This is a genomic window from Saccharothrix coeruleofusca (assembly GCF_017876325.1).
In the GTDB taxonomy this organism is placed as follows: Bacteria; Actinomycetota; Actinomycetes; order Mycobacteriales; family Pseudonocardiaceae; genus Actinosynnema; species Actinosynnema coeruleofuscum.
Window position 1 is genome coordinate 925020 of record NZ_JAGINV010000001.1, and the last position, 24002, is coordinate 949021.

General features: G+C 69.3%; 24 protein-coding genes and 5 pseudogenes. 9 read left to right on the top strand and 20 right to left on the bottom strand.

Going from position 1 to position 24002, the window contains the following annotated elements:
• Positions 1-579: 579 nt before the first annotated feature.
• The 3 genes and pseudogenes from JOF41_RS04550 to JOF41_RS38505 form a co-directional block, all read right to left on the bottom strand.
• A pseudogene (locus JOF41_RS04550) lies at positions 580-2113 on the bottom strand (ISL3 family transposase).
• A 43-nt stretch (positions 2114-2156) separates the two neighbouring features.
• Positions 2157-2441: a transposase family protein gene (locus tag JOF41_RS04555; RefSeq protein WP_209616345.1), complete on the bottom strand. Its 285-nt coding sequence runs from the start codon at positions 2439-2441 to the stop codon at positions 2157-2159.
• A gap of 185 nt (positions 2442-2626) precedes the next feature.
• Positions 2627-2782 (bottom strand): annotated as a pseudogene (locus JOF41_RS38505) (transposase family protein); the annotation flags it as partial.
• A 516-nt stretch (positions 2783-3298) separates the two neighbouring features.
• Here JOF41_RS38505 and JOF41_RS04565 point away from each other — a divergent pair.
• Positions 3299-4393, top strand: a complete 1095-nt coding sequence (locus JOF41_RS04565) for a serine hydrolase domain-containing protein (protein ID WP_209616346.1) — start codon at positions 3299-3301, stop codon at positions 4391-4393.
• Between the two features lie 211 nt (positions 4394-4604).
• Positions 4605-4838 carry a hypothetical protein gene (locus tag JOF41_RS36625; protein WP_244989507.1) on the top strand — a complete coding sequence of 78 codons (234 nt, stop codon included), beginning with the start codon at positions 4605-4607 and terminating at the stop codon, positions 4836-4838.
• Between the two features lie 511 nt (positions 4839-5349).
• On the opposite strand, the pseudogene JOF41_RS38510 reads toward JOF41_RS36625, so the two are convergent.
• The 7 genes and pseudogenes from JOF41_RS38510 to JOF41_RS04595 form a co-directional block, all read right to left on the bottom strand.
• A pseudogene (locus tag JOF41_RS38510) lies at positions 5350-5622 on the bottom strand (transposase); the annotation flags it as partial.
• A complete protein-coding gene (locus JOF41_RS38515; protein ID WP_209616348.1) occupies positions 5556-6023 on the bottom strand; it encodes an IS3 family transposase in 468 nt (155 codons plus the stop codon). The gene JOF41_RS38515 and the pseudogene JOF41_RS38510, both read right to left, overlap by 67 nt.
• Complete coding sequence (locus JOF41_RS04580) at positions 6020-6313, bottom strand: transposase (protein ID WP_209616349.1); 294 nt, start codon at positions 6311-6313, stop codon at positions 6020-6022. The genes JOF41_RS38515 and JOF41_RS04580 overlap by 4 nt, the downstream gene beginning before the upstream one ends.
• A gap of 416 nt (positions 6314-6729) precedes the next feature.
• Positions 6730-7092, bottom strand: coding sequence for a hypothetical protein (locus tag JOF41_RS04585; protein ID WP_209616350.1), 363 nt, complete (start codon positions 7090-7092; stop codon positions 6730-6732).
• A gap of 43 nt (positions 7093-7135) precedes the next feature.
• Positions 7136-7519 (bottom strand): DUF8616 domain-containing protein, encoded by a 384-nt coding sequence (locus tag JOF41_RS38775; RefSeq protein WP_504739831.1) that lies wholly within the window; start codon positions 7517-7519, stop codon positions 7136-7138.
• Between the two features lie 151 nt (positions 7520-7670).
• Positions 7671-8165, bottom strand: coding sequence for a hypothetical protein (locus JOF41_RS04590; protein ID WP_189226220.1), 495 nt, complete (start codon positions 8163-8165; stop codon positions 7671-7673).
• Entirely contained in the window at positions 8162-8524 is a 363-nt protein-coding gene (locus tag JOF41_RS04595) for a BlaI/MecI/CopY family transcriptional regulator (RefSeq protein ID WP_189226219.1), read from the bottom strand. The genes JOF41_RS04590 and JOF41_RS04595 overlap by 4 nt, the downstream gene beginning before the upstream one ends.
• Before the next feature lie 137 nt (positions 8525-8661).
• Here JOF41_RS04595 and JOF41_RS04600 point away from each other — a divergent pair, with 137 nt between their 5' ends.
• From JOF41_RS04600 to JOF41_RS04620, 4 genes and pseudogenes are all read left to right on the top strand, one after another.
• Positions 8662-10068, top strand: a complete 1407-nt coding sequence (locus tag JOF41_RS04600) for an MFS transporter (RefSeq protein ID WP_209616351.1) — start codon at positions 8662-8664, stop codon at positions 10066-10068.
• A gap of 19 nt (positions 10069-10087) precedes the next feature.
• Positions 10088-10663 carry a TetR/AcrR family transcriptional regulator gene (locus JOF41_RS38120; protein ID WP_189226217.1) on the top strand — a complete coding sequence of 192 codons (576 nt, stop codon included), beginning with the start codon at positions 10088-10090 and terminating at the stop codon, positions 10661-10663.
• A gap of 129 nt (positions 10664-10792) precedes the next feature.
• Positions 10793-11630: pseudogene (locus JOF41_RS38520) on the top strand (IS5 family transposase).
• Positions 11631-11890: 260 nt separating this feature from the next.
• Positions 11891-12097 carry a hypothetical protein gene (locus JOF41_RS04620; protein WP_209616353.1) on the top strand — a complete coding sequence of 69 codons (207 nt, stop codon included), beginning with the start codon at positions 11891-11893 and terminating at the stop codon, positions 12095-12097.
• Here JOF41_RS04620 and JOF41_RS04625 read toward each other — a convergent pair.
• From JOF41_RS04625 to JOF41_RS04655, 7 genes are all read right to left on the bottom strand, one after another.
• Positions 12094-12882 carry an alpha/beta fold hydrolase gene (locus tag JOF41_RS04625; protein ID WP_209616354.1) on the bottom strand — a complete coding sequence of 263 codons (789 nt, stop codon included), beginning with the start codon at positions 12880-12882 and terminating at the stop codon, positions 12094-12096. The genes JOF41_RS04620 and JOF41_RS04625 overlap by 4 nt on opposite strands.
• Positions 12883-12939: 57 nt before the next feature.
• A complete protein-coding gene (locus JOF41_RS04630; RefSeq protein WP_209624022.1) occupies positions 12940-15180 on the bottom strand; it encodes a heavy metal translocating P-type ATPase in 2241 nt (746 codons plus the stop codon).
• Between the two features lie 31 nt (positions 15181-15211).
• Positions 15212-16150 carry a DUF8832 domain-containing protein gene (locus tag JOF41_RS04635; protein ID WP_209616355.1) on the bottom strand — a complete coding sequence of 313 codons (939 nt, stop codon included), beginning with the start codon at positions 16148-16150 and terminating at the stop codon, positions 15212-15214.
• Positions 16151-16161: 11 nt separating this feature from the next.
• A complete protein-coding gene (locus JOF41_RS04640) occupies positions 16162-16371 on the bottom strand; it encodes a heavy-metal-associated domain-containing protein (RefSeq protein WP_209616357.1) in 210 nt (69 codons plus the stop codon).
• A 35-nt stretch (positions 16372-16406) separates the two neighbouring features.
• Positions 16407-16688 carry a metal-sensitive transcriptional regulator gene (locus JOF41_RS04645; RefSeq protein WP_189226211.1) on the bottom strand — a complete coding sequence of 94 codons (282 nt, stop codon included), beginning with the start codon at positions 16686-16688 and terminating at the stop codon, positions 16407-16409.
• Positions 16689-17041: 353 nt separating this feature from the next.
• Positions 17042-17662 carry a DUF305 domain-containing protein gene (locus JOF41_RS04650; protein WP_209616358.1) on the bottom strand — a complete coding sequence of 207 codons (621 nt, stop codon included), beginning with the start codon at positions 17660-17662 and terminating at the stop codon, positions 17042-17044.
• A gap of 52 nt (positions 17663-17714) precedes the next feature.
• Positions 17715-18092: a hypothetical protein gene (locus JOF41_RS04655; protein WP_209616360.1), complete on the bottom strand. Its 378-nt coding sequence runs from the start codon at positions 18090-18092 to the stop codon at positions 17715-17717.
• Between the two features lie 162 nt (positions 18093-18254).
• Here JOF41_RS04655 and JOF41_RS04660 point away from each other — a divergent pair, with 162 nt between their 5' ends.
• The 3 genes and pseudogenes from JOF41_RS04660 to JOF41_RS38525 all read left to right on the top strand — a co-directional run.
• A complete protein-coding gene (locus JOF41_RS04660; protein WP_189226208.1) occupies positions 18255-18740 on the top strand; it encodes a DUF4396 domain-containing protein in 486 nt (161 codons plus the stop codon).
• Positions 18741-18868: 128 nt separating this feature from the next.
• Positions 18869-20290: an MFS transporter gene (locus tag JOF41_RS04665; RefSeq protein WP_209624023.1), complete on the top strand. Its 1422-nt coding sequence runs from the start codon at positions 18869-18871 to the stop codon at positions 20288-20290.
• Between the two features lie 885 nt (positions 20291-21175).
• Positions 21176-21415 (top strand): annotated as a pseudogene (locus JOF41_RS38525) (DDE-type integrase/transposase/recombinase); the annotation flags it as partial.
• A gap of 21 nt (positions 21416-21436) precedes the next feature.
• On the opposite strand, the gene JOF41_RS04675 reads toward JOF41_RS38525, so the two are convergent.
• From JOF41_RS04675 to JOF41_RS04685, 3 genes are read right to left on the bottom strand one after another with little or no spacing between them, the layout of a single operon-like run.
• Positions 21437-22390 carry a 2-dehydropantoate 2-reductase gene (locus JOF41_RS04675; protein WP_209616362.1) on the bottom strand — a complete coding sequence of 318 codons (954 nt, stop codon included), beginning with the start codon at positions 22388-22390 and terminating at the stop codon, positions 21437-21439.
• Between the two features lie 55 nt (positions 22391-22445).
• A complete protein-coding gene (locus tag JOF41_RS04680) occupies positions 22446-23660 on the bottom strand; it encodes a cytochrome P450 family protein (RefSeq protein WP_209616364.1) in 1215 nt (404 codons plus the stop codon).
• On the bottom strand, positions 23657-23980 hold the full coding sequence (locus JOF41_RS04685) for a MoaD/ThiS family protein (RefSeq protein ID WP_209616365.1): 324 nt from the start codon (positions 23978-23980) through the stop codon (positions 23657-23659). Before JOF41_RS04685 ends, JOF41_RS04680 begins: the two co-directional genes overlap by 4 nt.
• Positions 23981-24002 lie beyond the last annotated feature (22 nt).

The window sequence follows — 24002 nt, forward strand, 5'->3', positions numbered from 1 at the left end:
CCCGGTACAACATCAGCGCCTCGCGCAGCCCGACGACCGTTCCCATGATCATTGTGACGGATCGAACTACGGCGCTGTACTCCCTGGCCACCACCGTCGAGTCGGACGCGATCGGGCCATCAACCGTCACCACCGGGGGCGTCGACCTGAAAGTTGCCCTCGATCACCAACATGCCGCTGGAAACCGCTGGTCAAGTCCGGAACCGTCTGCGTGTAGCCCTGCCCAGGAGAACGAACCTGCGCGTAATGAAATGTCTTCCTGTGAGCCGCTTGAAGGGAGCGCCACGTGGACGCGAGCGGCAGAACACAGGGCCGTAGGGCTGAGTGAGTGCCGTATGTGCCGCACACGGGACTCTGACGCACACCCGCGTCGTCGCCGCGCTCCACCGAGGACCACTTGATCCTTGTCAAGGGAGTCGACAAGGAGGAGCAGGAGGAGGAGAATTCGTTGTGCCGCAACGGGTTCCGCCTGCGCCGAACTACGCTCAACAGAGCCGTTCTAGGTGCCGCTAAACCTGTTTCGGGACTGTAAAACACGAGCGGCTCTGACCCGTAGTCGGTGGTGACGCTGTGTGTCTGTCAGGGTAGGAGGATGCGGTGGCGGAGGAGGTCGAATCCGGCGCGTCCGTGCATCTGTCTCATGATCCTTTTGGTGCTGGTGTTGACGCCTTCGGTGCGGCCGTTGTGATAGGGCAAGGTAAGGGCGGCGTCCACAGCAGACCGGTCGATCTCGAGGCCGTTGGTGAAACTGCGCAGGTGCGGCAGATTCGCGGTGCGGGCCTCCGCGATCCACTCGCTGAGTTTCGCGTCGTTGCCCGCGGCCGGTGTCAGCAGGGCGGCGAAGCCGCGCACCAGGTCGGCGAGTGCGGTCATCTCCGGGCAGGCCGCGGAGATCTTCTCCAGCAACTCCGTGTCCTTCGGACGCAGATTCTCGGGTCTGGTGAGCAGGAGGCTGCTGGCGTGGCGGGAGGTGGTGACTGGGCGCTCACCCTCGGCACGCCCCTGGTTGAGATAGCGGACCAACAGGTTGGCGCTGCCGGTATAACCCAGCTCCCGGATCTCGGCGAGCAGGCCGGTGACCGGGACCGCGGGATCGGCGGCGCGGCGGGCGCGTAGATGCTCGCGATAGGGGTCGACCAGCGTCGGGCGGTAGGTCGGGGCGATACGCAGAGTGTGGGGTTCGGGCATGCGGACGTAGCGTTTGACGGTGTTCAGGGCCACGCCCAGGCGCCGTGCGCAGTCGAGCAGGCCGACGCCTTGATCGAGCAGCTCGTGGACCTTGTTCCAACGTTCGCGGACGGTCTGCTCGTGAACCCCGCCGGGGCGGGACGGGTTGACCGTGGCCCAACATCCGGCGTGCGCACGGACCTCCACCAGGACTTTGTCGCAGAGATTCCGCCACAAATGCCATCGATCGCTGACTTGCACCGCGCCGGGCAGGGCACGGCGAATCGCTTCGGCGTAGGTGGCCGAGCCGTCGCGGCACACGACCCCAGGCACCGGAATGCCCGCGCAGCCACGATTCCAGGGTGGCGGCGTCGCGGCCGGGCAGGACCGCGACACGGCGACCGGTCTCGGCGTCGATGACGATCGTGGCGTAGCGGTGGCGGCGGCGCAGGGCGAAGTCGTCCACGCCGATCACCCGCGGAACCACCAGTTCTGGCAGCGGCAGGCGCCACAGGTGGCGCAACGCGGTGCTGCGGGACACCGGCACGGCCAACAGTCCGGCCAACCGCGCGGCCGCCCTACCGCACAACTCCCGCGCCACCTGGGATGTCTGCCGCACGAGCCGCACCGTGCGACGTTGGTGGCGCTCCACCAGGCCGGAAACCTGTTCCCGGAAGGTCTGCCGCGGGCAACCCCGAGCCGCGCAGACCAGCCGCCGCACGCGCAGGTGCACGACCACCTGACGGCTGTCGACCGGCACGTCCTTGAGCGTCCGATGGTGGTAGCCGTGCACCTTCGCCGTCGCGGTCCCGCACACCGGACACGGCACGGCCGCGTCCCGGGTACGGGCCGTGACCACCACCATGCCGCCACCGTCCGCCACGTCCTGGACGACGAGCGCCGACAGCCCGGAAAACACCGTCCCCACAAGGGAACCGACATCCATCACAAGATCATGATCACGGATGGTTACTCGACGTCACCACCGACTACGGGTCAGAGCCGCTCGTTTGACACACCCTGAGGATCTTCCAGTTCTTCAAGTGGGATATGGCCTGTTCGACGGCCCAGCGGATCTGTTTGATGCCGGTGTTCCACACCTCGTCTTCGGGGGTGTGGGTCTTGTGTCCGGGGCGTTTGCGGCGGGGTCGGATGGCCGGGGTGCCCTGGTAGCCCAGGTCGCCGATGGTCGGGGTGTCGGCCGGCAGGGTGTCGTAGCCGGCTTCGGTGAAGGCCAGTCGGTCGTGGGTGCGTCCCGCCACCGGGGCGGCCACGTCGAGCAGGACGGCTGTCGAGGGTGGCCAGTACCTGCACGCCCAGATTGGCCTTGTGGCGCTTGCCGTTGTAGTTCTGCTTGTGCCCGGCCCGGTTGCCGGTCGGGATCAGCGCGGCTGTCCACCAGCACCACCCGTCCGGTCAGCGCTGCGGGCAGGGGTGGAGTGTGCAGGCACAGCGCCTGCTCGATCAGGGGTGTGATGCGCCGGAAGACGCGGGAGACGGTGGGCTGGCCGGCCCCGAACCAGTCCGCGGCCACGGTCTGGGACAGGTTCTGACGCAGCAGCACCAGGGTCAACTGCACCTGCCGGTACAGGCCCAGCAACGGCGGCCGCCCCACCGGCGGTTGGCGGGAGTGGACGAGCTGGTGGACACGGGCGACCAACTCCCGGATCTGATCATGGTCGAGCCCGGTCGTAGACTGGTAGCGCAACAGCCCTGCCTCGTGGTGGATCGTTTCTGTGGAAGGAAACCGACCCTACCCGGACAGGGCTGTTGCGCTATCAGCCCAGCTCAGACGCTATGAATAACGATCAACGACTCAGGTCGGCGTGCATCGATTGGAACTATTCCGCCTGAAGTACCGACTAAGAGTCCGTAGTACACAGGCCAAATCGTGTGGGTCTCCATGAGGGAGGCCGGACGTCGCCGGAAGTGGCGATCTCGGTGCCCCACCGCCACCCACCCTTGCCACGAAGGAACGGATGCCATGCCCGCTGTTCTCACGCCCCGCGCCACGAAGGCGGCGACTCTCCCTGGCTTAGGACGCGCTGCCCTCGCGCTGACCGTAGCTGCCGCACTTGTCAGTGCAGGCCCGTCCCTCGCAGCCGCCGCCGAGCCGTCTTCTGATCCCACCATGCGCGACGTCGCCAGCCAGGTGCTGGACAGCGGGGTGCCCGGATATGCCGCACGAGTTGACGACGGCCGACGCATGACCGTCACCGCCGCGGGGGTGGCGGACCGGGCCACCGGACGACCGATGACGGGCCGCGATCAATTTGAGATCGGTAGCGTCACCAAGGCATTCACCGCAACGCTCGTGCTGCAACAGGTCGACCGCGGCCGAGTCGACCTCGACGCTTCCATCGATCGCTACCTGCCAGGCGTCGTGCCCGGCGGCGGCGAGATCACGGTCCGGATGCTGCTCAACCACACCAGCGGCTTGTTCCAGTACATCGCAGACCCTGGCTACTTCGTCCGGATGGAACAGGACCCCTATCACGTCGCGACCGAGCAGGAGCTGCTCGACATCGCATTCGCCCATGGGCCCGTCTTCCCACCCGGCCAGGGGTGGAACTACTCGAACACCAATTACGTCCTGCTCGGCATGCTGCTGCGGCGGGTAACCGGTCAGACCATGCCAGACCTGGTACGCCGGAACATCGCCGTGCCTCTCGGCCTCAGGCACACCTACTATCCCGACCCGTACGCGAAGAACACCGGCCCCGGATATGCCCGCGGCTATTCCGTCTCGTTCGGCGATCCCGCTCCCACCTACGTGGACGTGTCCGATCGGCCGCTGGGCGGTTGGGCCGGTGCCGGCGGCGCAATTATCTCTACCCCTGACGAGGTGTCCCGCTTCCTGTCCGCGCTGCTGCGTGGCAGGTTGTTCTCACCGGCGGCGTTGACCCAGATGAAGACCACAGTCCCACTCCCGGAGGAAGTCGGCGTTCCGGGCGGCTACGGCCTAGGCCTGTTCCGCCTCGACACGGTATGCGGCACCGTCTGGGCCCACGGCGGCACCACCCGAGGCCATCACACCAGGGCCACCGCCACCGAGGATGGCAAACGCACCGCCGTCGCCGATGTCACCGCCACGCCTGGCATCACCGCGACACCTCAAGGCGAAGCCCGCTACACCCAGGTCGTATCCGACGCCGACACGGCACTCACCTGCCGGATGCTCAATCGACCGGTTCCGCACACCGTGACTCGATCCCACACCAGCTGAACCTGCATCGGACGACCCGGAGGCGGTCGAGCCGTGGCGGCTCGCGCCCGTACGCCCCTGTCCGCGTGAACAGCATGTCGATCGTAGAACCCACTCAGCGCCGCCGCTACCCGGCTGTGGAGCTCCACAGCCGGGCAGCGGCGGCGTGGTGACGCATGATTTCGGGGTTCGGGCCATGACCCTAGGCCACGATGCACGAGGTGAACAACGGGTGACTTGTGCCGAGGGCGACGTCGCGCCAGAAGCCCTGAAGCGGATTGTCTGCCGGCAAGGCGATCTTGGACCGGCCTCGATCATCGAGGTCGCCACCGCCGGCTCGGTGCCCCATCCGCCGTACGCCGAACTTCGCGTCGCGACGAAGAGTGCGGTGAGCGCGCTGGCACTGGTCGCCGCGAAAGGGTTCGCTGCACGAGGTACCCGGGTGAACGCAATCGCGGCCCCCTGAGTCCCGCCCGCATCCGGCCGCATCCAAGGCGCTGCCGGTCACTGCGGCCTTCGAGCACGGTACCGGGGCACCGGGCTGCGGTGTACGCGACGAGCGTCAGCGACCACAGCGGACGGCTTGCCGGTTGCAGCGCTTCCCTGCGTGCGGGCTGGTTGCCGTGCGCCTCGACCTGACGATCCGCACCTGGCTTGCTGATCCTCACCGGGTCAGCAAGCCACCGTCGATGAACAGGTCGTGGTATGGCGCCAGCTGGCCCTGGACTGAGGTTGTCCCCGAGCACCGGGCGCCGGATTTCATGCCACGAGGATGAGACATTGACCATAGCCGATACGGACTTCGTGCGGGGTGCGGCAGTCGAGTGTCGAATGTAGACGGTCGTGGTTGTAGTAGCCGAGGTAGGAGAAGACGTCGCGTCGGGCGTCGTCGCGGGTGTCCGGACGGTGGTGCCGATCTCGGTCTTGAGTGTGGCGAAGAACGATTCCGCGACCGCGTTGTCGAAGCACGACCCGGTCCGCCCCACCGACGGGCGGATGCAGTGACCGGCGAGGGCGGAGCGGAACAGTCCGGAGGTGTATTGAGTCCCGCGATCGGCGTGAAAAATCGCGTCATCGCTGATCAGGCCGCGTCGGACGGCGAGGTCGAGGGCGTCTCGGACCAGCTCGGCGCGCATGTGGTCGGCCATCGCGTGCCCGATGACCTCGCGGTTGTGCAGGTCGATCACCGTGACCGGGTAGAGCCACCCCTCCGGCGTGGGCAGGTAGGTGATGTCCCCGACCAACCGCCTTCCCGGCGCAGGGCGGTGAAGTTCCGGCCGATCAGGCCCGGCATCGGGGCCGCAACCGCGTCGGGCCTGGTCAGCGACCTGCGCCGTCTGCGGGTGAGCCCGACGACCTCGCGCTCGCGCATGACCCGCCCGACCCGTTTGTGGTTCACCCGACGGCCCCGGCGGCGTAGCGCGACGACGATCCGCGGACGCCCGTAGGCGCCCCGGCGACCCGCGTGGACCTCGGCGATTTCGGCGATCTCGGCGGCCAGGCGCTCGTCCGCCTTCGCCCGCTGTGTCCTGGTCGGGGCGGCGGCGAGCCATTCGTAGAAGCCGGGGCGCCGAACGCCCAGGACCCTGCACAGCCGGGTGACGCCGAAGACGGCGCGATGGGCGGAGATGAACCGGTAGCTGCGGGTCAACGACCCATCTCCTGCGCAAAATAGGCGGCGGCCTCGCGCAGGATGTCCTTCTCCAACTCCAGTTCGGCCACCCGCTTGCGCAGTTCCCGCAGCTCTTGGCGCTCATCGGCCGACACGCCGCCCACCGGCGCAGCGGCCTGGGTCTGTTCGGCGGTGCGGACCCAGTTGCGCAGCGTCTCGTGGTTCACGCCCAGTTCGCGGGCGACCTGCCGCAACGGCCGGTCCGAGGAGCGGGCCGGCTCGACGGCGTCCCTGCGGAACTGCTCGGGGTACTTCGACTTGCCTGACACGGAGGGCATCCTTCTCCCGGACCGCTGTCTGGGATCAAGGCGTCCGCTTCAAGGGGACAACATCAGAGCGCTCCAAGGTCTTGGGCTTGGTGTGCCCTCTACCTGCGTGGATGACGTTATCGGCAGGCACAGCGTCGGACCACCGCGGTGAGAACCGCGCGATCGGCCCACCCCAACCGGGGGCGGGGGTTGGTGCGGCGCGATACGGCGACCTCGTGCCGCAGCACCGGCAATTCGACGTCCTTGGCCGCGGTGGACCGTCCGAGGAGCACCAGCCAGTCACCGAGTCGAACGAGGATCAGGTATAGCAGTCATAGTGCCACGTTCCACGATCATGCCCCCACGGCACATGATGGGCGATCACCGCAGCCCAACGTCCGAGTGCGGAGTTCTGGCAACCCCACGGGCCCACAGGGTCAGTAGTAGCGCAGAAGGGCGTCCTCGAGCTCGTCGGTGACCTCGACGTCCTTGGGCGTCCGGTAGTCGCGGGCACGGACGTGTTCGAGGAAATCAGGGTCGATCGGCAGACCGTGTGCGGCGAGGTGCCGAATCGAGTCGGTGCGCCAAACCCACACCCCGTCGGTCACCAACGACGAGCCACTCCTGATCTTCGTGGTGCCGTCGACCAGGTCCACGGTCACGTCGAGCACGTCGAATGCCGGCGTGACCGCCCGCATGTAGTCGACGACTCGTGCGCGGTCGGCGATCTCCAGCGGATGCTGCCGGACCGAAGGCAGATCCGGCCTGGGCCGGGCGTAGGACTCGGCGTAGATGCCCACAGGGCGAAGCTCAGCCACGAAATCCATCATCCATTGCGCTCGGTCAACTCCCACTGTAGTTCGGCAGGAACCAGCGCCGGCCCTCGCCCGGTTCGTGTCCGCGCACCCTGGCGATGGAGTCGGGCCTGAGGGCGACACCGACCGCGTCCACCGGGGCCATGACCGGCACGCCGAGCCGGTCCGCCACGTGCTGAGCCCCGCCCACGTCGTTGCCGCTGTGACAGGCCAACAACCGAATTGGCTGGTTGGGATCGCGGTGCGGGTTGTTCCTGATCGCCTCGACGATCTGCTCCGGGGGGGTGCCCGTGCCCTGGGGCCGGCCAGCCGTCGGACGAGCCGTGCACGACCACGTCGTGGTGTCCCTCGTTGCGGACGTTGTCGCGCACCCGCTGGGTCTCCGGGTCATCGCCGATCGACATCCGGTCATCGCGGTAGACGATGCCCTGGTCGTTGGCGAGGTAGTTGTCGTAGTACGGGCAGTGCGGTGGCGACGGCGTCCGCGGCGGCGACCAGCAGGTGGTGACGGCCGTTGAGGTGGGCTCGCTCGCGGTGCAGTACGGCTTCGACCTCGTCGGGGGTCAGGTGGTGGTGCAGGCCTTCGGTGGCGACAACGACGCCGGGCTTGCCTGCGAGGTGAAGGCAAGAGGGCGGTCGTGGTCGAGCCACAGGGTCGGATGTGGACCGGCCTGCTTGCGTCCGGCCAGGCGGAGCACCGAGAGGTGGTCCTCGCGGACGCGGGCACGGCGTCGTGCGCTGCGGGCGCCGATGACCGCCAGGCGAACGAGGAGCGCGGCCAGCAGTGCGCCGCCGGTCAGGCCGCTGACCACTTCGATCATGGGTGTGGTGCCGTGCTGCACCGCGTCCCAGCAGTGGTGCAGGGAGTCGAGGACGCCGAGGCCGTGCTCGGGCACCACGAGCAGTACCACTGCGGTGGTCGAGGTGGCCACGACGGCGATGACCGAGGTGATCCACGCGACCAAGGCGACCAGGGGGTCGTTGAGCCGACACAGCACGCGCGGCGCGAGCCAGCCCATCACGGTGGACCCGAGCAGCAGCGCCAGTGCGACCGTCATCGCCCCGAGGCCTTCCTGCGCAGCGCTCGACGCAGCACCGCAGACTCCTCCTCGGTAGCGGACTGCGCGAAGTGGAGCAGCGCCGCTTCCGGGTCGCCGGAGGCGATGAGCACCTCGCGCAGGGCGTTCGCGGCGGCTTCGGCGCGGCTGACCCTGGGCTGGTACCGGTAGGCGTTGCCCTCGAACTCGCGCGTCACCCAGTTCTTGCGGTGCAGGTTGTCCAGCACGGTGAGGACGGTCGTGTAGGCGAGCTTCTTGCCGGTGTCGAGCCGTTCCAGCACCTGGCGCACCTTGAGTGGTCCACCGTCGTGCCACAGCACGTCCATCACTGCGGCTTCGAGCTCACCAAGCCCGTGCATCACTCACGTCCTTCCAGCAGAACGAGAAGTATGCCTGCCCACCGAGGCGGCATCCTAAGTTGAACATAACTGTTCGACTTGTGGTCGCGCATGACGTAACTTAAGTCGAACAGAGGTGTTCAAGTTGAGGGGTGAGCATGAGTCAGACGGTCGTGCGGGCGAACTGGTGGGTGCTGGTGTTGCTGTGCCTCGCCCAGTTCATGGTGATCTTGGATGTGACGGTCGTGAACGTCGCGCTGCCGGTGATCGCGACTGAGCTCGATCTGGACCGCGAGGCGCTGACCTGGGTGGTCACCGCGTACACGCTCTGCTTCGGCGGGTTGATGCTGCTCGGCGGCCGGCTGTCCGACGCGATCAGCAGACGGGGCGTGTTCCTGGCCGGTCTGGCGGTGTTCACGGTCGCGTCACTCGCTTCCGGGCTGGCCGAGAGCGCCACGGCCCTGGTCGCGGCGCGCGCCGTGCAGGGTGTGGGTGCGGCGATGCTGTCGCCCGCGGCGATGTCGATCATCACCACGACCTTCCACGGGCCGGACCGGAATCGCGCGCTCGGCGTGTGGGCCGCGATCGCCGGAGCGGGTGCGGCGGTCGGTGTCCTGCTGGGCGGCCTGTTCGCGGCGGGCCCCGGCTGGGAGTGGGTGTTCTTCATCAACGTGCCGGTCGGGGTTTTCGTGGCCGCCGTGCTGCCTCGGCTCGTGCCCGCCGGCCGAGGCGAACGGTCTCGGGGCAAGGTCGACGTTCCGGGCGCCTTGATCGCGGTGCTGGCGGTCGGTGCGCTGATCTACGCGCTGGTGCGCGCGGGTGACACCGGTTGGAGTGGTGGGAGCACGCCCTACGTCCTGGTGGCGGGCCTCGTTCTGCTCGTGATGTTCGTCGTCGTCGAGCGCAAGGTCGCCGAGCCGCTGGTCCGGCTGGAGCTGCTGACCCGGCGTCCCGTTGTGGCAGGCAACCTGGTCATGTTGGCCGCGTCCGGTCTGTTGCTGGCGAACTTCTTCTTGAACTCCCAGTACCTGCAGCACGTCCTGCGGCTCGACGCGCTCGAGACGGGCCTGATCTTCCTGCCGGTGGCATTGGTGATCGGAATCGGCACCCACGTTGGCGTTCGTGCCGTGAGCCGGTTCGGTGGACGACCCGTCGTCGCCGCCGGCTTCGGCCTGGCCGCAGTGGGTGCGGTGCTGCTGGCACAGGTGCCGGACTCGGGAAATGCGGTGTTCGCAGTCCTCCCCGGCTTTGTGGTCTCCGGACTCGGCCTGGGTGCCACGTTCGTCACGGCGACGACCACCGCGATGGCGCACGCCGGACCGAATGACGCCGGGACGACCTCCGGCCTGATCAACACCGGGCACGAGTTGGGCGCCACCCTCGGCATCGCGGTCGTGTCGACCATCGCGGCCCTGGGCTTGCAGGGCGGCGGAGATGCCGTCGGAGGCTTCGCCGCGGCCTTCACCGCGACGGCGGTCGCCGCTGCCGTCATCGCGGTCGGCGCGACGCTGCTCGTGCCCGCGGGGCGCCCGCCAGCGACGGACGGTCCGGTGTTCGCGCACTGATCGGCCGTAGGCTTCGGTCGTGGCCACCACGCAGACCCGGCGCCGCGCCGACGCCGAACGCAACATCGCCGCCATCCTCGACGCGGCTCTGGCGGTCTTTACCGAGGAGCCGCAGTCGAGCATGGCGGCGATCGCGCGCGCGGCCGGCGTCGGCAGAGTCACGCTCTACGCCCACTTCGCGTCCCGCGAGGTGCTGCTGGAGGCGGTGCTGGACCGGACCATCGCCGAGGCGGGCGTGATCATCGCGGAAGCCGAGTTGGCCAAGGGCTCCGCCGTGGAAGCGCTCCGGCGGCTGTTGCGGACGTCGTGGCACGTGCTCGACCAGCACCGCAAGCTGTTCGACCTCGCCCAGCGCGAACTCGGCTCGGTTCAGCTGCGTCAACGCCACCGCGAGGTCGTCGACCACGTCGAGGGGCTCCTCGCACGTGGGCAGCAGGAGGGGGTGATCCGGGCCGACCTGCCGATCAGCTGGCTCGTCACCACCGTCTACAGCTTGCTGCACGCAGCGGCCGAGGACGTGAACTCGGGGCAACTCAAGGCGGAGGAGGCGGCAGACGTGCTCGAAGCCACCCTGCTGCCCGCGCTCAGATCCTGAGTCCGGTGACGCCCCGAGGTTTGTAGACCGCGAGGACCAGCGCGACGACCAGCACCACGAGCGCGCCGGAGGCGTGCAGCACGAGGGTCGGTGACCGCAGGGGCGTGACGTCCGCTGTCGGATGTGGCCGTGCCGAAGCTGTGGGACGAGACGATCGAGGCGCACCGGCTCGAGGTGCGGCGGGCGATCCCGGCCACGACCGCGGCGCTGGTGGCGGAACGCGGCCTCCTGAACGTGACGATGTCGCGGATCGCCGAGCAGGCAGGCATCGGGCGCGCCACGCTCTACAAGTACTTCCCCGACGTCGAAGCGATCCTCCGCGCCTGGCGCGGTGAGCGCATCGCGCACCACCTCGCACACCTGACGGCCGTTCGGGACGGCGCGAGCGGGCCGGTCCGACGTCTCGAAGCGGTCCTCGAAGCGTTCGCGGCCATCTCGCACGGCTCGCGCGGCCACTTCGACGCCGGCCTCGGGGCGAAAAAGGGCGACATGACCGGGCCGAACGCGGTCGACCGGGGCAGGCCGGGCTCGAAGATCCACATCGTGTCCGACCGCGCCGGACTGCCGTTGGCGGTCGGGGTCTCGGCCGCGAACCCGCACGACAACCAGGCGCTGGAAGCCCATGCTGATGGCCATCCCGCGCATCCGCTCCCGCCGCGGGCCGCGCCGGTTTTCGGCCCGCGAAGCTGCACGCCGACAAGGCCTACGACATCGACGATCTCCGCCGATGGTTACGCCATCGCGGCATCGTCCCGCGCATCGCCCGCGAGGGCGTCGACTCCTCCCAGCGGCTGGGCCGCCACCGCTGGGCCGCCACCGCTGGGTCGTCGAACGCACCATCTCGTGGCTGACCGGCTATCGCCGTCTGACCATCCGCTACGAACGGCGCGCTGACAACTACTGCGGCCTCCTCACCCCCGCCGCAGCCCTGACCTGCTTCAAACGACTCACGGGACAGACCACGTGAGATGTCGTCTTAATACGATCTTGTTTCGTGCGAATTCAATACCAGGCACCGACTCGTGCAGGTGGCCGACAGGTAGCATTCGAGCACGCGAGCGACTTGAGCAGGCTGACCGCGTGCCGCGGTTGTTGTTGCGGTACCGAGAAGAAGCACACCGGCTTCGACCACGAAGGTCAGCTGCGCGCGTTGCGCGAGGCGGTGGGGGAGGAGCGGGTGCAGATCGCTGACTGCCTTGACTCGGCGACTTCTCCAACGTCCTGGTGGTGCGGCCGTCGTTGTCCGCGCGTGCGGACGGCGTGAGGCCGGTGTTGTTTGGCGGTCTGCTGAGCGACGAGGTCACAGGGCAGGTCGTCGCGTGGGTTGCCGCGGGCGGCCCTGGCGGGGTCGCGGTGCCTGCTGAGCTCGCGAGCAACGTGCTCGACCCGGCGAAGCGCGAGGACGAGGACCTCGACGCGGAACCCGCGTCCTAGCGGACCAGAAACTCCGTGATGCGGTGGGACCAGGTCTGCACGTCGGCGACCGTGCTCGACACGTGCAGCGTGGAGTCCGCGAGCAGTTCGTGGAGTCGTTGCGCGGTGGAGACGGGGTGCAACGGGTCGGTGTCCCAGGTGAGGATCAGCGCCGGTTGGGACAGTGCCGCGATCGCGTCCTGTGCGGGCAGGTCCGACTCGCCGATACCGCGCAGGATCGGGGCGAGCAGCTCGTCGGGGATGTCCGGCGCCAGGGTGAACGCCGGGTAGTCGGCGAAGATCGGCAGCGGCGGCTGCTGTGCCCATTCCCGCCTCCACCGCGCCGGGCCGCTGGACTCGATCGCCTCGGCGCTGTCGGTGTACCACCGCCGCGCTTGACCGGGCCCTTCCTCCCAGGCAACCGGGGGGATTATCAGGACGAGGCGGCGGAAGCGGTCGGGGGCGGTGATGGCGGCGCGCAGTGCGACGTCGCAGCCCAGCGAGGAGCCCATGAAGTCGATCGGCTCGTCCACGTCCAGCTCGTCCAGCAACGCGAGCAGGTCGAGGGTGAAGTTCTCGAAGCGGTAGTCGTCGGCGATCGGCCGGCCCGTCGAGTGGCCGTGGCCGCGCTGGTCGTAGGTCAGCAGCCGACGACCGGCAGCCAGGGCGTCGAAGTCGAGCAGATGAAGCCTGCGCACAGCCGCGCGGCTGAGGAACACGCCGTGGGCGTAGCCGAGAACGGGACCGGACCCGGTGATCTCGTACGCGATCTTCGCACCGGCCCTCGTGACGTACCTGTCCTGCACCACTGCCCCCTCAGCGTGGACGTGGTCCGGCTCGCGGGTGCGAGCCGGACCACGGGATCAGACGGTGTCCTTGTTGGCGCTGCGGAAGCCCCGCAGGCGCAAGCTGTTGCTCACGACGAACACCGAGGAGAACGCCATCGCGGCTCCGGCGATCATCGGGTTGAGCAGGCCGAGCGCGGCCAAGGGCAGGGCGGCCACGTTGTAGGCGAAGGCCCAGAACAGGTTGCCCTTGATCGTGCCGAGCGTCCGGCGCGCCAGCCGGATCGCGTCGACAGCGGCCCGCAGGTCACCGCGCACCAGCGTGAGGTCGCTGGCCTCGATGGCCACGTCCGTGCCGGTGCCCATCGCGAGCCCGAGGTCGGCCTGGGCGAGCGCGGCAGCGTCGTTCACGCCGTCGCCGACCATCGCGACGACCCGCCCTTCGCCCTGCAGGCGCTTGACCACGTCGACCTTGTCCTTCGGCAGCACCTCGGCCACGACCTCGTCGATGCCGACCTCGGCTGCCACCGACCTCGCCACGGCCTCGTTGTCCCCGGTGAGCAGCACCGGGCGCAGACCGAGCAGGCGCAGTCCCGCGATCGCCTCGGCCGAGGTGGGCTTGACCGTGTCGGCGACGACGAGAACGCCGCGGGCTTCCCCGTCCCACGCCACCAGGACGGCCGTGCGGCCCTTCTCCTCGGCCTTTTTCCTGGCGGTCGCGAGGTCCTCGCCGAGCCGGACGCTCCACTCGTCGAGCAGGCGGGCCCGGCCCACCAGGACGGCGTGCTCGCCGACGACGCCCCGCACGCCGAGGCCTTCCAGGTTCTGGAAGCCCTCCACCTCGGGCAGGTCGCCGACCCGCTCGGCGGCCGCGGCGGCGATGGCCCTGGCGATCGGGTGCTCGGAGGCGTGCTCCAGAGCACCGGCCAGGCGCAGCAGCTGCTCCTCGTCCACACCGTCGGCGGCGTGTACCTCGGCCAGGCTCATCTGGCCGGTGGTGACCGTGCCGGTCTTGTCGAGCACGACCGTGTCGACGCGCCGGGTCGACTCCAGCACTTCCGGGCCCTTGATCAGGATGCCCAGCTGTGCGCCGCGACCGGTGCCCACCAGCAACGCGGTGGGCGTGGCCAGGCCGAGTGCGCACGGGCAGGCGATGATCAGCACCGCGACGGCGGCGGTGAAGGCCGCCGAGGCGCCCGTGCCCGCGCCCAGCCAGAACGCCAGCGTGCCGACGGACAGCGCGATGACGATCGGGACGAACACCGCGGAGATCCGGTCGGCCAGGCGCTGCGCCTCGGCCTTGCCGTTCTGCGCGTCCTCGACGAGCTTGGCCATCTGCGCGAGCTGGGTGTCCGCGCCGACCCGCGTGGCCCGCACCACGAGCCGCCCGCCCGCGTTGACCGTGGCACCGACCACGCCGTCACCGGTGGTGACCTCGACCGGCACCGACTCGCCGGTGATCATGCTCATGTCGACGGCGGAGCTGCCCTCTTCCACCACGCCGTCGGTGGCGATCTTCTCGCCGGGACGGACGACGAACCGGTCGCCGGCCCGCAGCTCGTCCACGCCGATGCGGACCTCGCGGCCGTCGCGCAGCACGGCGACGTCCTTGGCCCCGAGCTCGAGCAGTGCACGCAGAGCCGCACCGGCGCGACGCTTGGACCGCGCCTCGAAGTACCGGCCGGCGAGGATGAACGTCGTGACGCCCGCCGCGACCTCGAGGTAGATGTTGCCCGCACCCGACATGCGCTGGACGGTCAGGTCGAAGCCGTGCGTCATGCCCGGGACGCCCGCCGTGCCGAGGAACAGCGCGTACAGCGACCACAGGAACGCCGCCCCCACGCCGAGGGAGATCAGCGTGTCCATCGTGGCCACACCGTGCCGCAGGTTGGTCCAGGCGGCCTGGTGGAACGGCCACGCGGCCCACACGACCACCGGGGCGGCGAGCGTCAAGGACAGCCACTGCCAGTACTCGAACTGCAGTGCCGGGATCATCGCCATGGCGATCACCGGCACGCTCAGGAGGATGGAAATGATCAGCCGCTGCCGCAGGGGCAGGGTCGGGTCCGCTTCCTCACCTTGCTCGTCGGCCTTCGGGGAAGCGGGGAGCTCGGCGGTGTACCCGGTGTTCTCGACGACCTTCACGAGGTCCTCGGCGGTCAGCGAGTCCGGGAAGCTGACCCGCGCCTTCTCCGTGGCGTAGTTGACGGTGGCCTGGACGCCGTCGAGCTTGTTCAGCTTGCGCTCGATCCGCGCGGCGCAGGAGGCGCAGGTCATGCCGCCGATGGACAGTTCGATCTCACTTGCCGGTGAGCTCATGGAACGCGCCTCCTCTTCGATGGTGTCGTGCTCAGCCACCGTGACCACCGTGGTCGTCGGCGTGCGTGGGCGAGGCGGTCGTGGGTGCGGGCGCGGGTGCGGTGCCGCTGGTGCTGAGGGTGAAGCTCGCGGTGCGAACCTCGCCGCCGTGCTGGAAGTCCAGGAACAACCGGTACCGGCCTGCGGTCGGCACCTCGACCGCGAACTTCACGTCCGGACCGGCGTCGGGGCCGTCCTCCGGGTGCACGTGCAGGTAGGCGAGGTCGGCCGCGCGCAACGCGACCAGGTGGCCGTTCGCGCCGAGGTAGGGCTGCAGGTCGGTGACCGGCTTGCCGTCCTTGGTGACCGTGGCTGTCACGGTGGACCTGCCGCCGGCCTTGAGCTCGCCGCTCAACCGGACGACGTAGCCGTCCACGGCGGACTCACGGGCGTCCTCAGCGAACTGCTGCGGTTCGTAGCCGCCGGCAACCTGGACCTCCGCTCCCAAGGTGGTCTTCGCACCGTTCGTCGGCTTGAAGTCCGCGAAAACGCGGTAGCTCCCGGCAGCGGGGAAGGAGAGCGGGACCGACCAGGTGCCGTCCGCGGCCATCTCCGGGTGCACGTGCTGGAAGCCCGAGCCGTCGCGGCGCACCAGCACCAGGTGGAGCTTCTTCTCGTGCTCCACCTCGAACTCGGTCACGGTGCCGCCGCCGACCTCCTCGATCTTGAAACTGAAGGTCTGCTGCGTCTGCGTCGGCAGGGTGTTCTGCGCCAGGTCGAGCACGTACCCGTTCTCCGCGGCCGAAAGTCCTGGCGGGAACTTGCTCACGGCGTTGGTCCCGCCGGAGGCGGGCTGCTCGGCGCCGTGCTCCACCGCGTTCGGCCTGATCTCCTCGCCGAACGGTCCGGCGGCGGCGCCGGCAGCCCACGCGCCGCCGAAGACGATCGCCAGCACACCCGCGTAGGCGGCCACCTTCGTGGCGGTGTTCATCCGGCTCTCCTTCAGCTGTCGACCAGCGTGTAGCCGGCCTCGGTGACGGCGGCCCGAACGTCGTCCTCGGCGACCGGCAGGGCGCTGGTGATGGTGACCTTGCCGCTGTCGAGCTCGACGGCCACGTTCTGCACGCCGTCGATCCGGCTGATCTCCTCGGTCACCGAGCTGACGCAGTGCCCGCAGGTCATGCCGCTGACGGTGAAGACGGACTCGGACATCGGGTGCTCCTCAGATGTGGTTGGAAACGTCGGAATCAGGAGCGGACCAGGCGGGCGATGGCGTTGCTGGCCTCGGCGATCTTGTCGTCCGCGGTCGTGCCACCCTCGGCCACCGCCTGGCTCACGCAGTGCTTGAGGTGCTCGTCGAGCAGGTTGAGCGAAACCGACTGCAACGCCCTGGTGGCGGCGGAGATCTGGGTGAGGACGTCGATGCAGTACTCGTCGTTCTCGACCATCCGTGCCAGCCCGCGCACCTGACCCTCGATGCGCCGCAAGCGTCGCAGGTGGTCGTCCTTGTTGTCGGTGTAGCCGTGCATCTACCGCTCCTGTCGATCGGTCCGCCGCGCGGCCGGTCGAGGAGGACCGGGGGAACGGCGGGCGCTTGCCTCATTTATACCCGTGGGGGGTATAGGTGTGCAAGAGGTTCAGCGATACAGGTAGGGGGTATGTGCGCGGTGTCGCTCTTGGTGTCCGGTCGAACGCGGTGCGTGAAAGGTGTTGGTCGCATGTCGAGTGTGCGAACTGCTGTGCATTCTACTATCGGATATAGTAGAAACCGGCTGGTATCCCCCTGCCGGCCAGTTGCCTCGCCGTGGTTCCCCGCTGCGGGGAGAAGAACGCCGGACGGAGCGTCGAATCCTCCGTCCGGCGTTTCACCACCGGGGCAGCTCTACTTCAGCAAGCCTCGCATCTCGGTGATCTCGGCCTGCTGGGCCTTGACGATCTCCTCGGCGAGCTCCTTGGCCTCGGTGCTGGCACCCTCGCCCTGCTCCGTCTTGGCCATGGCGAGCGCGCCTTGGTGGTGCTTGATCATCATCTCCAGCCACATGCGGTCGAAATCCGCACCGGTGGCACCGTTGAGCTTGGCCATCTCCTCGGCCGTCATCATCCCCGGCATCGAACCGTGGCCAGTGCCGTGACCTGCACCGTGGTCCGTGTCCGGCGTCGACGTCGAGGGAGCGGCGCCCCACTTCGCCAGCCACTCGGTCATCTTCTTGATCTCGGGCTCCTGTGCCGCCGCGATCCGCTTGCCGAGGTCGGTGACCTCGCGGTTCGTGCTCTTGCCCGGCACCATCGCCGCCATGTCCAGTGCCCGCTGGTGGTGGCCGATCATGTCCTGCGCGAACTTGACGTCCTGCTCGTTGTGCCCGTCCTGCTGAGCCGAAGCGGCGGGCGGCGACGTGGTGGTCGTCTCGTGCTGCATGCTCGCCATGTCGTTGCCGCCGCAGCCTGCGAGGACTGTGGCCGCAGCAACGCCGGCGACACCGAAACCGATCAGGGACTTCCGCATCGTGTGCAACTCTCCGTGCCGTGGGTGTGACCGACTGTGGAAGGGGTGCTGATCACAACCTCAGTACGCACAAGGAGTCCAGGAGCGTGCGGCCGCCCAGCGGAGGGGATCGCTGCGGTGCGCGGAGCAGGCCCGGTCTGATGGGGACCCTGCTCTGGTCGGGGCGCATCACGCGCAGCAGCAGCCAGCCGAGCAGCAGTAGCGAGACCGCGGTGCCGAGGATCGCCATGCACAGGTGCAGCACCTCGTGCGCGGGCGAGGGGCCTGGTTTGTCCGGTGCGTGACCATGAGGGCTCGTTGTGGAAGTCATGGCCACGTGCCCGGCTGGCATCTCGATGTCCACGTTGACGTGGTGCATGCCGATCATGCCGAGGAAGAGCAGGCAGGGCAGGGCCCACTGGGCCGCTGTTCGCTGCATGCTCTCACTCATTCCACTATCGTACCTAGTAGATCCCATCGCCGACGTTTGCGAGTCTCCGCTCCGCGTGGCCCACCCTGAGCGTGCAGATCGGTGTTGACACCCCTGGGGGGTATGGTCGTAACCTGCTCACCGAGATACCCCCTAGGAGTACCCGACTCGAAGGGGAAAGTCATGGAGCACGGCAGCGCACAGCAGAGTCTGACGAGGTTGGCCGTTTCGGCGACGTTGCACTGCCTCACCGGCTGTGCCATCGGTGAGGTGCTCGGCATGGTGATCGGTACCGCGCTCGGCTGGTCCGACCTGTCGACCATCGTGCTCGCGGTCGCCCTGGCCTTCGTCTTCGGCTACGCGCTCACCATCCGCCCCGTGGTCAAGTCGGGCCTGCCGCTGCGCGCCGCGATCGGTGTGGCCCTCGCCGCCGACACCGTGTCGATCGCCGTCATGGAAATCGTCGACAACGGGGTGATGCTGCTCGTGCCCGGTGCGATGGAGGCGGGACTGGCGAGCTGGCTGTTCTGGGGCAGCCTCGTCTTCGCGCTCGCCGTGGCGTTCGTCGTGACGGTCCCCGTCAACCGCTGGCTGATCTCGCGGGGCAAGGGACACGCGGTGGTGCACCAGTACCACGGTGGCGGCCACGAAGGTCACCACCAGCACTGAGTGGCAGGTGGCCGTGAGAGCTTCGCGGTCACCTCCCTCCTCGATCTTGATTTTGCCGGGGTAAGCGCATTCGCGGACATGGCGCACATCTGTCCTGCCCATACCCCTTACCGGTATTGAGTATCAATATGTCTAGTGTGGATCAGTCGGCCCGGCGCAGGTGGTGGGGGCTCACCCTCATCGCCGCGGCTCAGTTCATGGTCATCATGGACACCTCGATCATCGGGGTGGCCCTGCCGCGAATCCAGGCGGATCTCGGCTTCTCCCAGGAGAACCTGTCCTGGGTCTTCAACGCCTACGTCGTCGCCTTCGGCGGCCTGCTGCTGCTCGGTGGCAGGCTCTCCGACATGCTCGGTGCCCGCCGCATGTTCGCCACCGGGTGGCTCGTCCTCCTCGTGGGCTCTGTCGTGGCCGGTGCGGCGGGGGAGATCTGGGTCGAGCTGCTCGGTCGCGCGGTGCAGGGTGCAGGAGCGGCGCTGATCGCTCCCTCGGCGCTGACGCTGCTGATGATGCTGTTCGGCAGCGAACCCGCCCAGCTCGGCAAGGCACTCGCGATCTACGGCGCAGCGGCTCCCGCCGGTGGTACCGCGGGGGTATTCCTCGGCGGCGTGATCACCGAGTACCTGAGCTGGCCGTGGGTCTTCTACATCAGCGTTCCGATCGCGGTGCTCGCGCTGGCCGTCATCCCGACGCTGATGCCGGTGGGCGTCGCCCAGCGCGGTTCCATCGACCTGCTCGGCGCGATCACCGTGACAGCCGGTCTGGCGGTGGCGGTCTACGCCGTCGTGCGCGCGCCCGAGGCTGGATGGGCCTCGGTCGAGACCATCGTCGCCGTGGTGCTGCTCGGAGCGTTCCTGCTGGTCCAGGCCAAGCGGAAGGCGCCACTCGTGCGGCTGGGCATCTTCCGCACTCCGCAGCTCGGCGCGGCCAACATCGCGCAGCTGCTGCTCGGCGGTGCGTGGATCCCGATGTGGTTCTTCCTGAACCTCTACCTGCAGCAGGTGCTCGGTTTCGGGGCCTTCGCCAGCGGCTCGGCGCTGCTGCCGATGACCACCGCGATCATGCTGCTGATGGTCGTCGTCGCACCCCGCCTCACCGCGCGGTTCGGCGTCAAGGCCATGGTGGTGAGCGGCCTCGTCCTGCTCGCCGCCGGTCTCGGCTGGCTCGCGCTGGTGCGTCCGGACGGCAACTACTGGGTGGACGTGCTGCCCGCATCGCTCGTGGCGGCGACCGGCATGGCCCTGGCGTTCGTCCCGTCGCTGGGCACCGCGATCTCCAGCGCACGCCCGGAGGAAGGCGGCCTCGCCTCGGGCATCGTCAACACCAGCTACCAGATCGGGTCCGCCCTCGGCCTGGCGGCGATGACCGCGCTGGCGGCCTCCTACGGCGCCGGTCAGCTCGGGGACGTCGAAGCCCTGACAACCGGCGTGTCCGCCGCGTTCATCGGTGCCGCCGGCATCGCCGTCGTCGGCGCGCTCATCGCGAGTGGCACCCTGCGCGGTCGTCGTGCAATCGCCGCGGATGCCGAGCGCGAACCGGTGAACGCCTGACCGGCCCCTCCTCGGTGACCGCTCGCCCGCGGCAGGGCGAGCGGTCACCTGTTACCCCAAGGAGCTCCCGATGCGCATTCCCGCTCTCGCTCCGGCAGGTGAGGTTCACCCCGAGCAGCGGACACCGAGTCAAGTGGATAGGCAGGAGGGAGCGGATGGGCTTGTCCCGTTTTGACGGACATCCGAGATCAGGGGGACGCGGGTCTCCGGAGGGATGTCCCATCGTGGAGCCCATGGGCAGAAGGCGCAGATCGTGGAGTTGTGCCGGGGGGTGACCGGTCGGTCAGGTCGCCACGGACTTCGATCTGACCGAGACCGCGGTGCGGCAGTGAGTGGTGCAGGCCGAGCGTGACGCTGGCACCCGGAGCGACGGGTTGATCACCGACGAGCGGGAGGAGCCCGCGAGGCTGCGGCGGGAGAACCGCCGTCTGACCGAGGACGTGGAGATCCTCAAGCGCGCCACGGCTTTCCTCGCGAAGCAGATCCGGTGAACGTGTATCCGTTCATCGAGGCGGAGCGAGCGGGCGGCGGCAACGTCCATCGGGCGTGTACGCTGCCGAAGGTCTCCCGGTCCGCCTGCTACGCCCGCCGCACCGCCGCGTCCACCGCCTGTGCACGACAGGACGCCGAGTTGACTGCGGAGGTCGTCGCGATCCACGACGAGTCGCGGGGGCACCTGTGGCGCGGCCGGGGTGCACGCCGAGCTGCGGGCACGAGGTCGTCGGCATTCGCGCAAGCGCGTCGCCCGGCTCCGGCGCGAAGCGGGACGCGCGGGACGCGCCCCCAAGCGGTGGCGCACCACCATCACCACCACCGTCGCCGATCCCGCCGCGACCGCGACCGTGCCCGCGGATCTGATCCGGCGAGGCTTCATCCTGCGCCGCCATGGATGTCGACACCCGGTGGTGCGGGGACACCACCCGCATCCACACCCAGGAAGGCCGGCTCCACCTGGCCACAGTGATCGACATCGCCGCACGCCGAGTGGTCGGCTGGGCCGCCGCCGACTGTCTGCGCACCGGCCTGGTCGCCCAGGCCCCGGACAACGCCGTGCGCCACCGCCGCCCCGAACCCGGCGTGATCTTCCACGCCGACCGCGGCTGCCGGTACACCTCCGCGCAGCTCGCCACCCTCGCCGGAGAGGGGTCACGTTGTCCGCGCGCGAGCCCCCACCGTGCGGTCGACGTGCAGGGACAGCAGCTCGTGGAGCGTCTCGTGGACCGGCGCGCTCCGGCCCGCCCGGCCGGCGAGGCGGACGACGGCTCCCGCCCAGGAATCCAGTTCGGACGGTCGTCCCGCGACGATGTCCTGCTGGAGCGAGGTGGTGACGTCGGGGTGCTGTCGGTCCATGAGCGCGGTCGCGGTGGTCACCGCGTCGTCGGGCAGCGCGATCCCCAGCGCGACCCCGGTTTCGAAGACCTCCCGCATACCCGCCACCAGCAGCTGCCTGGTGCCCGGTCGCGATCGGAGTTCGCCGACGGTCGCCCCGGTGGCCGCGCCCAGGCTGCCGATCGGTGCCACCAGGAGGAACTTCAGCCACAGTTCGGCCCAGATGTCATCCGGCTCCGTCGCGGTCACCCCGGCGTCGCGGAGCGCCGAGCGGAGCCGCGCCACCCGCTCGGACCCGCCGCCGTCCCACTCCGCGAAGCCGAGCACGGCGGGGCCGCCCACGTGCCGCACCTGGCCGGGCCCGACCGCCGTGGCGACGACCCGGACCACGCCGGGGAGCACGCGTTCACGGCCGATTGCGGCGGCGACCCGGTCGGGCGCCTCCACCCCGTTCTGGACCGTGACCACGACGGTGCCCGGACCGATCACCGGGCCCAGCGCGTCGACGGCCGCAGGTAGCTGCGGCGTCTTGACGCAGAGCAGGACGAAGTCGACCTCGCCGAGGTCACGCGGGTCGTCCGACGCCCGCACCGGGGGCACGGACCACCCAGTCGAGCCGTTGGTGACGCGCAGCCCGTCCCGTCGGAGCGCGGCGAGGACGTCGCCGCGCGCCAGGAAGCGCACGTCGTGCCCCGCGGCGGCGAGCAGGCCGCCGAGGTAGCCGCCCACCCCGCCCACGCCCACCACGGCGACCCTCGGTCCCCCGGTCATCGTTCCCCGCTTCCCGGGCCCGCCACCTCTCGCACCGCACCGCTCGGAGATGCCGTCATCGGGGCAACCGCCTCCCCACGCGCAGGGGCAGGGCCTCCAGGCCGCGGCTGAGCGAGCTGTCGGAGAGCCAGGCGATCTTCTCCGGGGGCACCGCGAGTTCGAGGTCCGGCAGCCGGCGCAGCAGCGTGGTGAAGGCGATCTCGCCCTGGAGCCTGCCCAGCGGGGCGCCCAGGCAGAAGTGGGCCCCGTGGCCGAACCCGAGGTGGCGGTTCGGCGAGCGGGTGACGTCGAAGCGCTCCGGGTCGTCGTACGCCTCGGGGTCGTGCCCCGCGCTGGACAGCGACAGGTGCACGAAGCTGCCCCTGGGGATCTGCACGCCGCCCAGTTCCAAGTCGTCGGCCGCGACCCGCAGCGACGCCCAGGACGCGGACCCCTCGTAGCGCAGGATCTCCTCGACCGCCGAGGGGACCAACTCCGGGCGAGCGCGGAGCAGGTCGAGCTGCTCGGGGTGGGTGAGCAGCAGTGCCGTCCCGTTGCCGATCATGTTGGCGACCGTCTTGTGCCCGGCGATGATCAGCAGGAGGGTGGTCGACAGCATTTCTCGCTCGCTGAACACGCCCTCGTCGCGGGCCCGGACGAGTTCGCTCATCAGGTCGTCGCGCAGGTCCGTGCGTCGCCGCTGGGCCAGCTCGGTGAAGTAGTCGACGAACTCGTCCGTGGCCGCCTTCAGCTCCGCCTCGGGAGTGTGGAACGGGTCCTGGCTGAGGACGTAGCCCCACTTCTGGAACAGCGGTCGGTCCTCGGTCGGTATGCCCAGGTACTCGCAGATCACGATGAGCGGTAGGGGCAGGGCGTAGGCGTCGAGCAGCTCGACCTCGCCGGAGGAGGGAAAAGCGTCGATGAGGTCGTCCGCGATGTCCTGGATGCGCGGTCGGAGCTCGGAGATCCGGGCGGGCAGGAAGGCCCGGCTGATGGGCCTGCGCAGCCGGGTGTGTGCGGGCGGGTCCGCGAAGCCGAGGTTGCGGACCATGAGGAGGCTGGACTCTTGCGCCTTGTCCCGATACGGCGCGGGGAGGTTCTCGACCTCCTTGGACAGGCGCGGGTCGCCCAGGGCCTGCTCGACGACGTCGTGGCTCAGGACGGCGTACGCGTGCGTGCCGGGCGGGTAGTCGAGCTGGTGGACCGGGCACTTCGCCCTCAGCGCCGCGTTCGCCGCGTGCGGTGAACGGCCGGGACTGGTGAAGAACTCGGGGGGCAGCACGTCCGTCATCGCACCTCCCCAGCCGCACTCGGGCCGCTGCCGCCCGCGATCGCCGGCAGGATCCAGATGACGTCCTGGTGCCCGACCTCGGTCTCCAGGCCGTCGAGGCCGCGGATGTCGTGGTCGTTGCGGTAGACGTTGACGTAGCGCTTCACGGCGCCCTGCTCGTCCACCAGCCGCGCTAGCACGCCGGGGCAGGTCCGGTCGAGGTCGGAGAGCACCTCGCGGACCGTGCCACCCTCGACCGGCACCTGCCGTCGCCCGCCGGTCAGCGCGTGGAAGGCGGCGGGGAGCTTGACGGTCACCACGCCGCGCGAGTCGTCGGGCATGTTCTCTGCCTCCTCAGCAAGG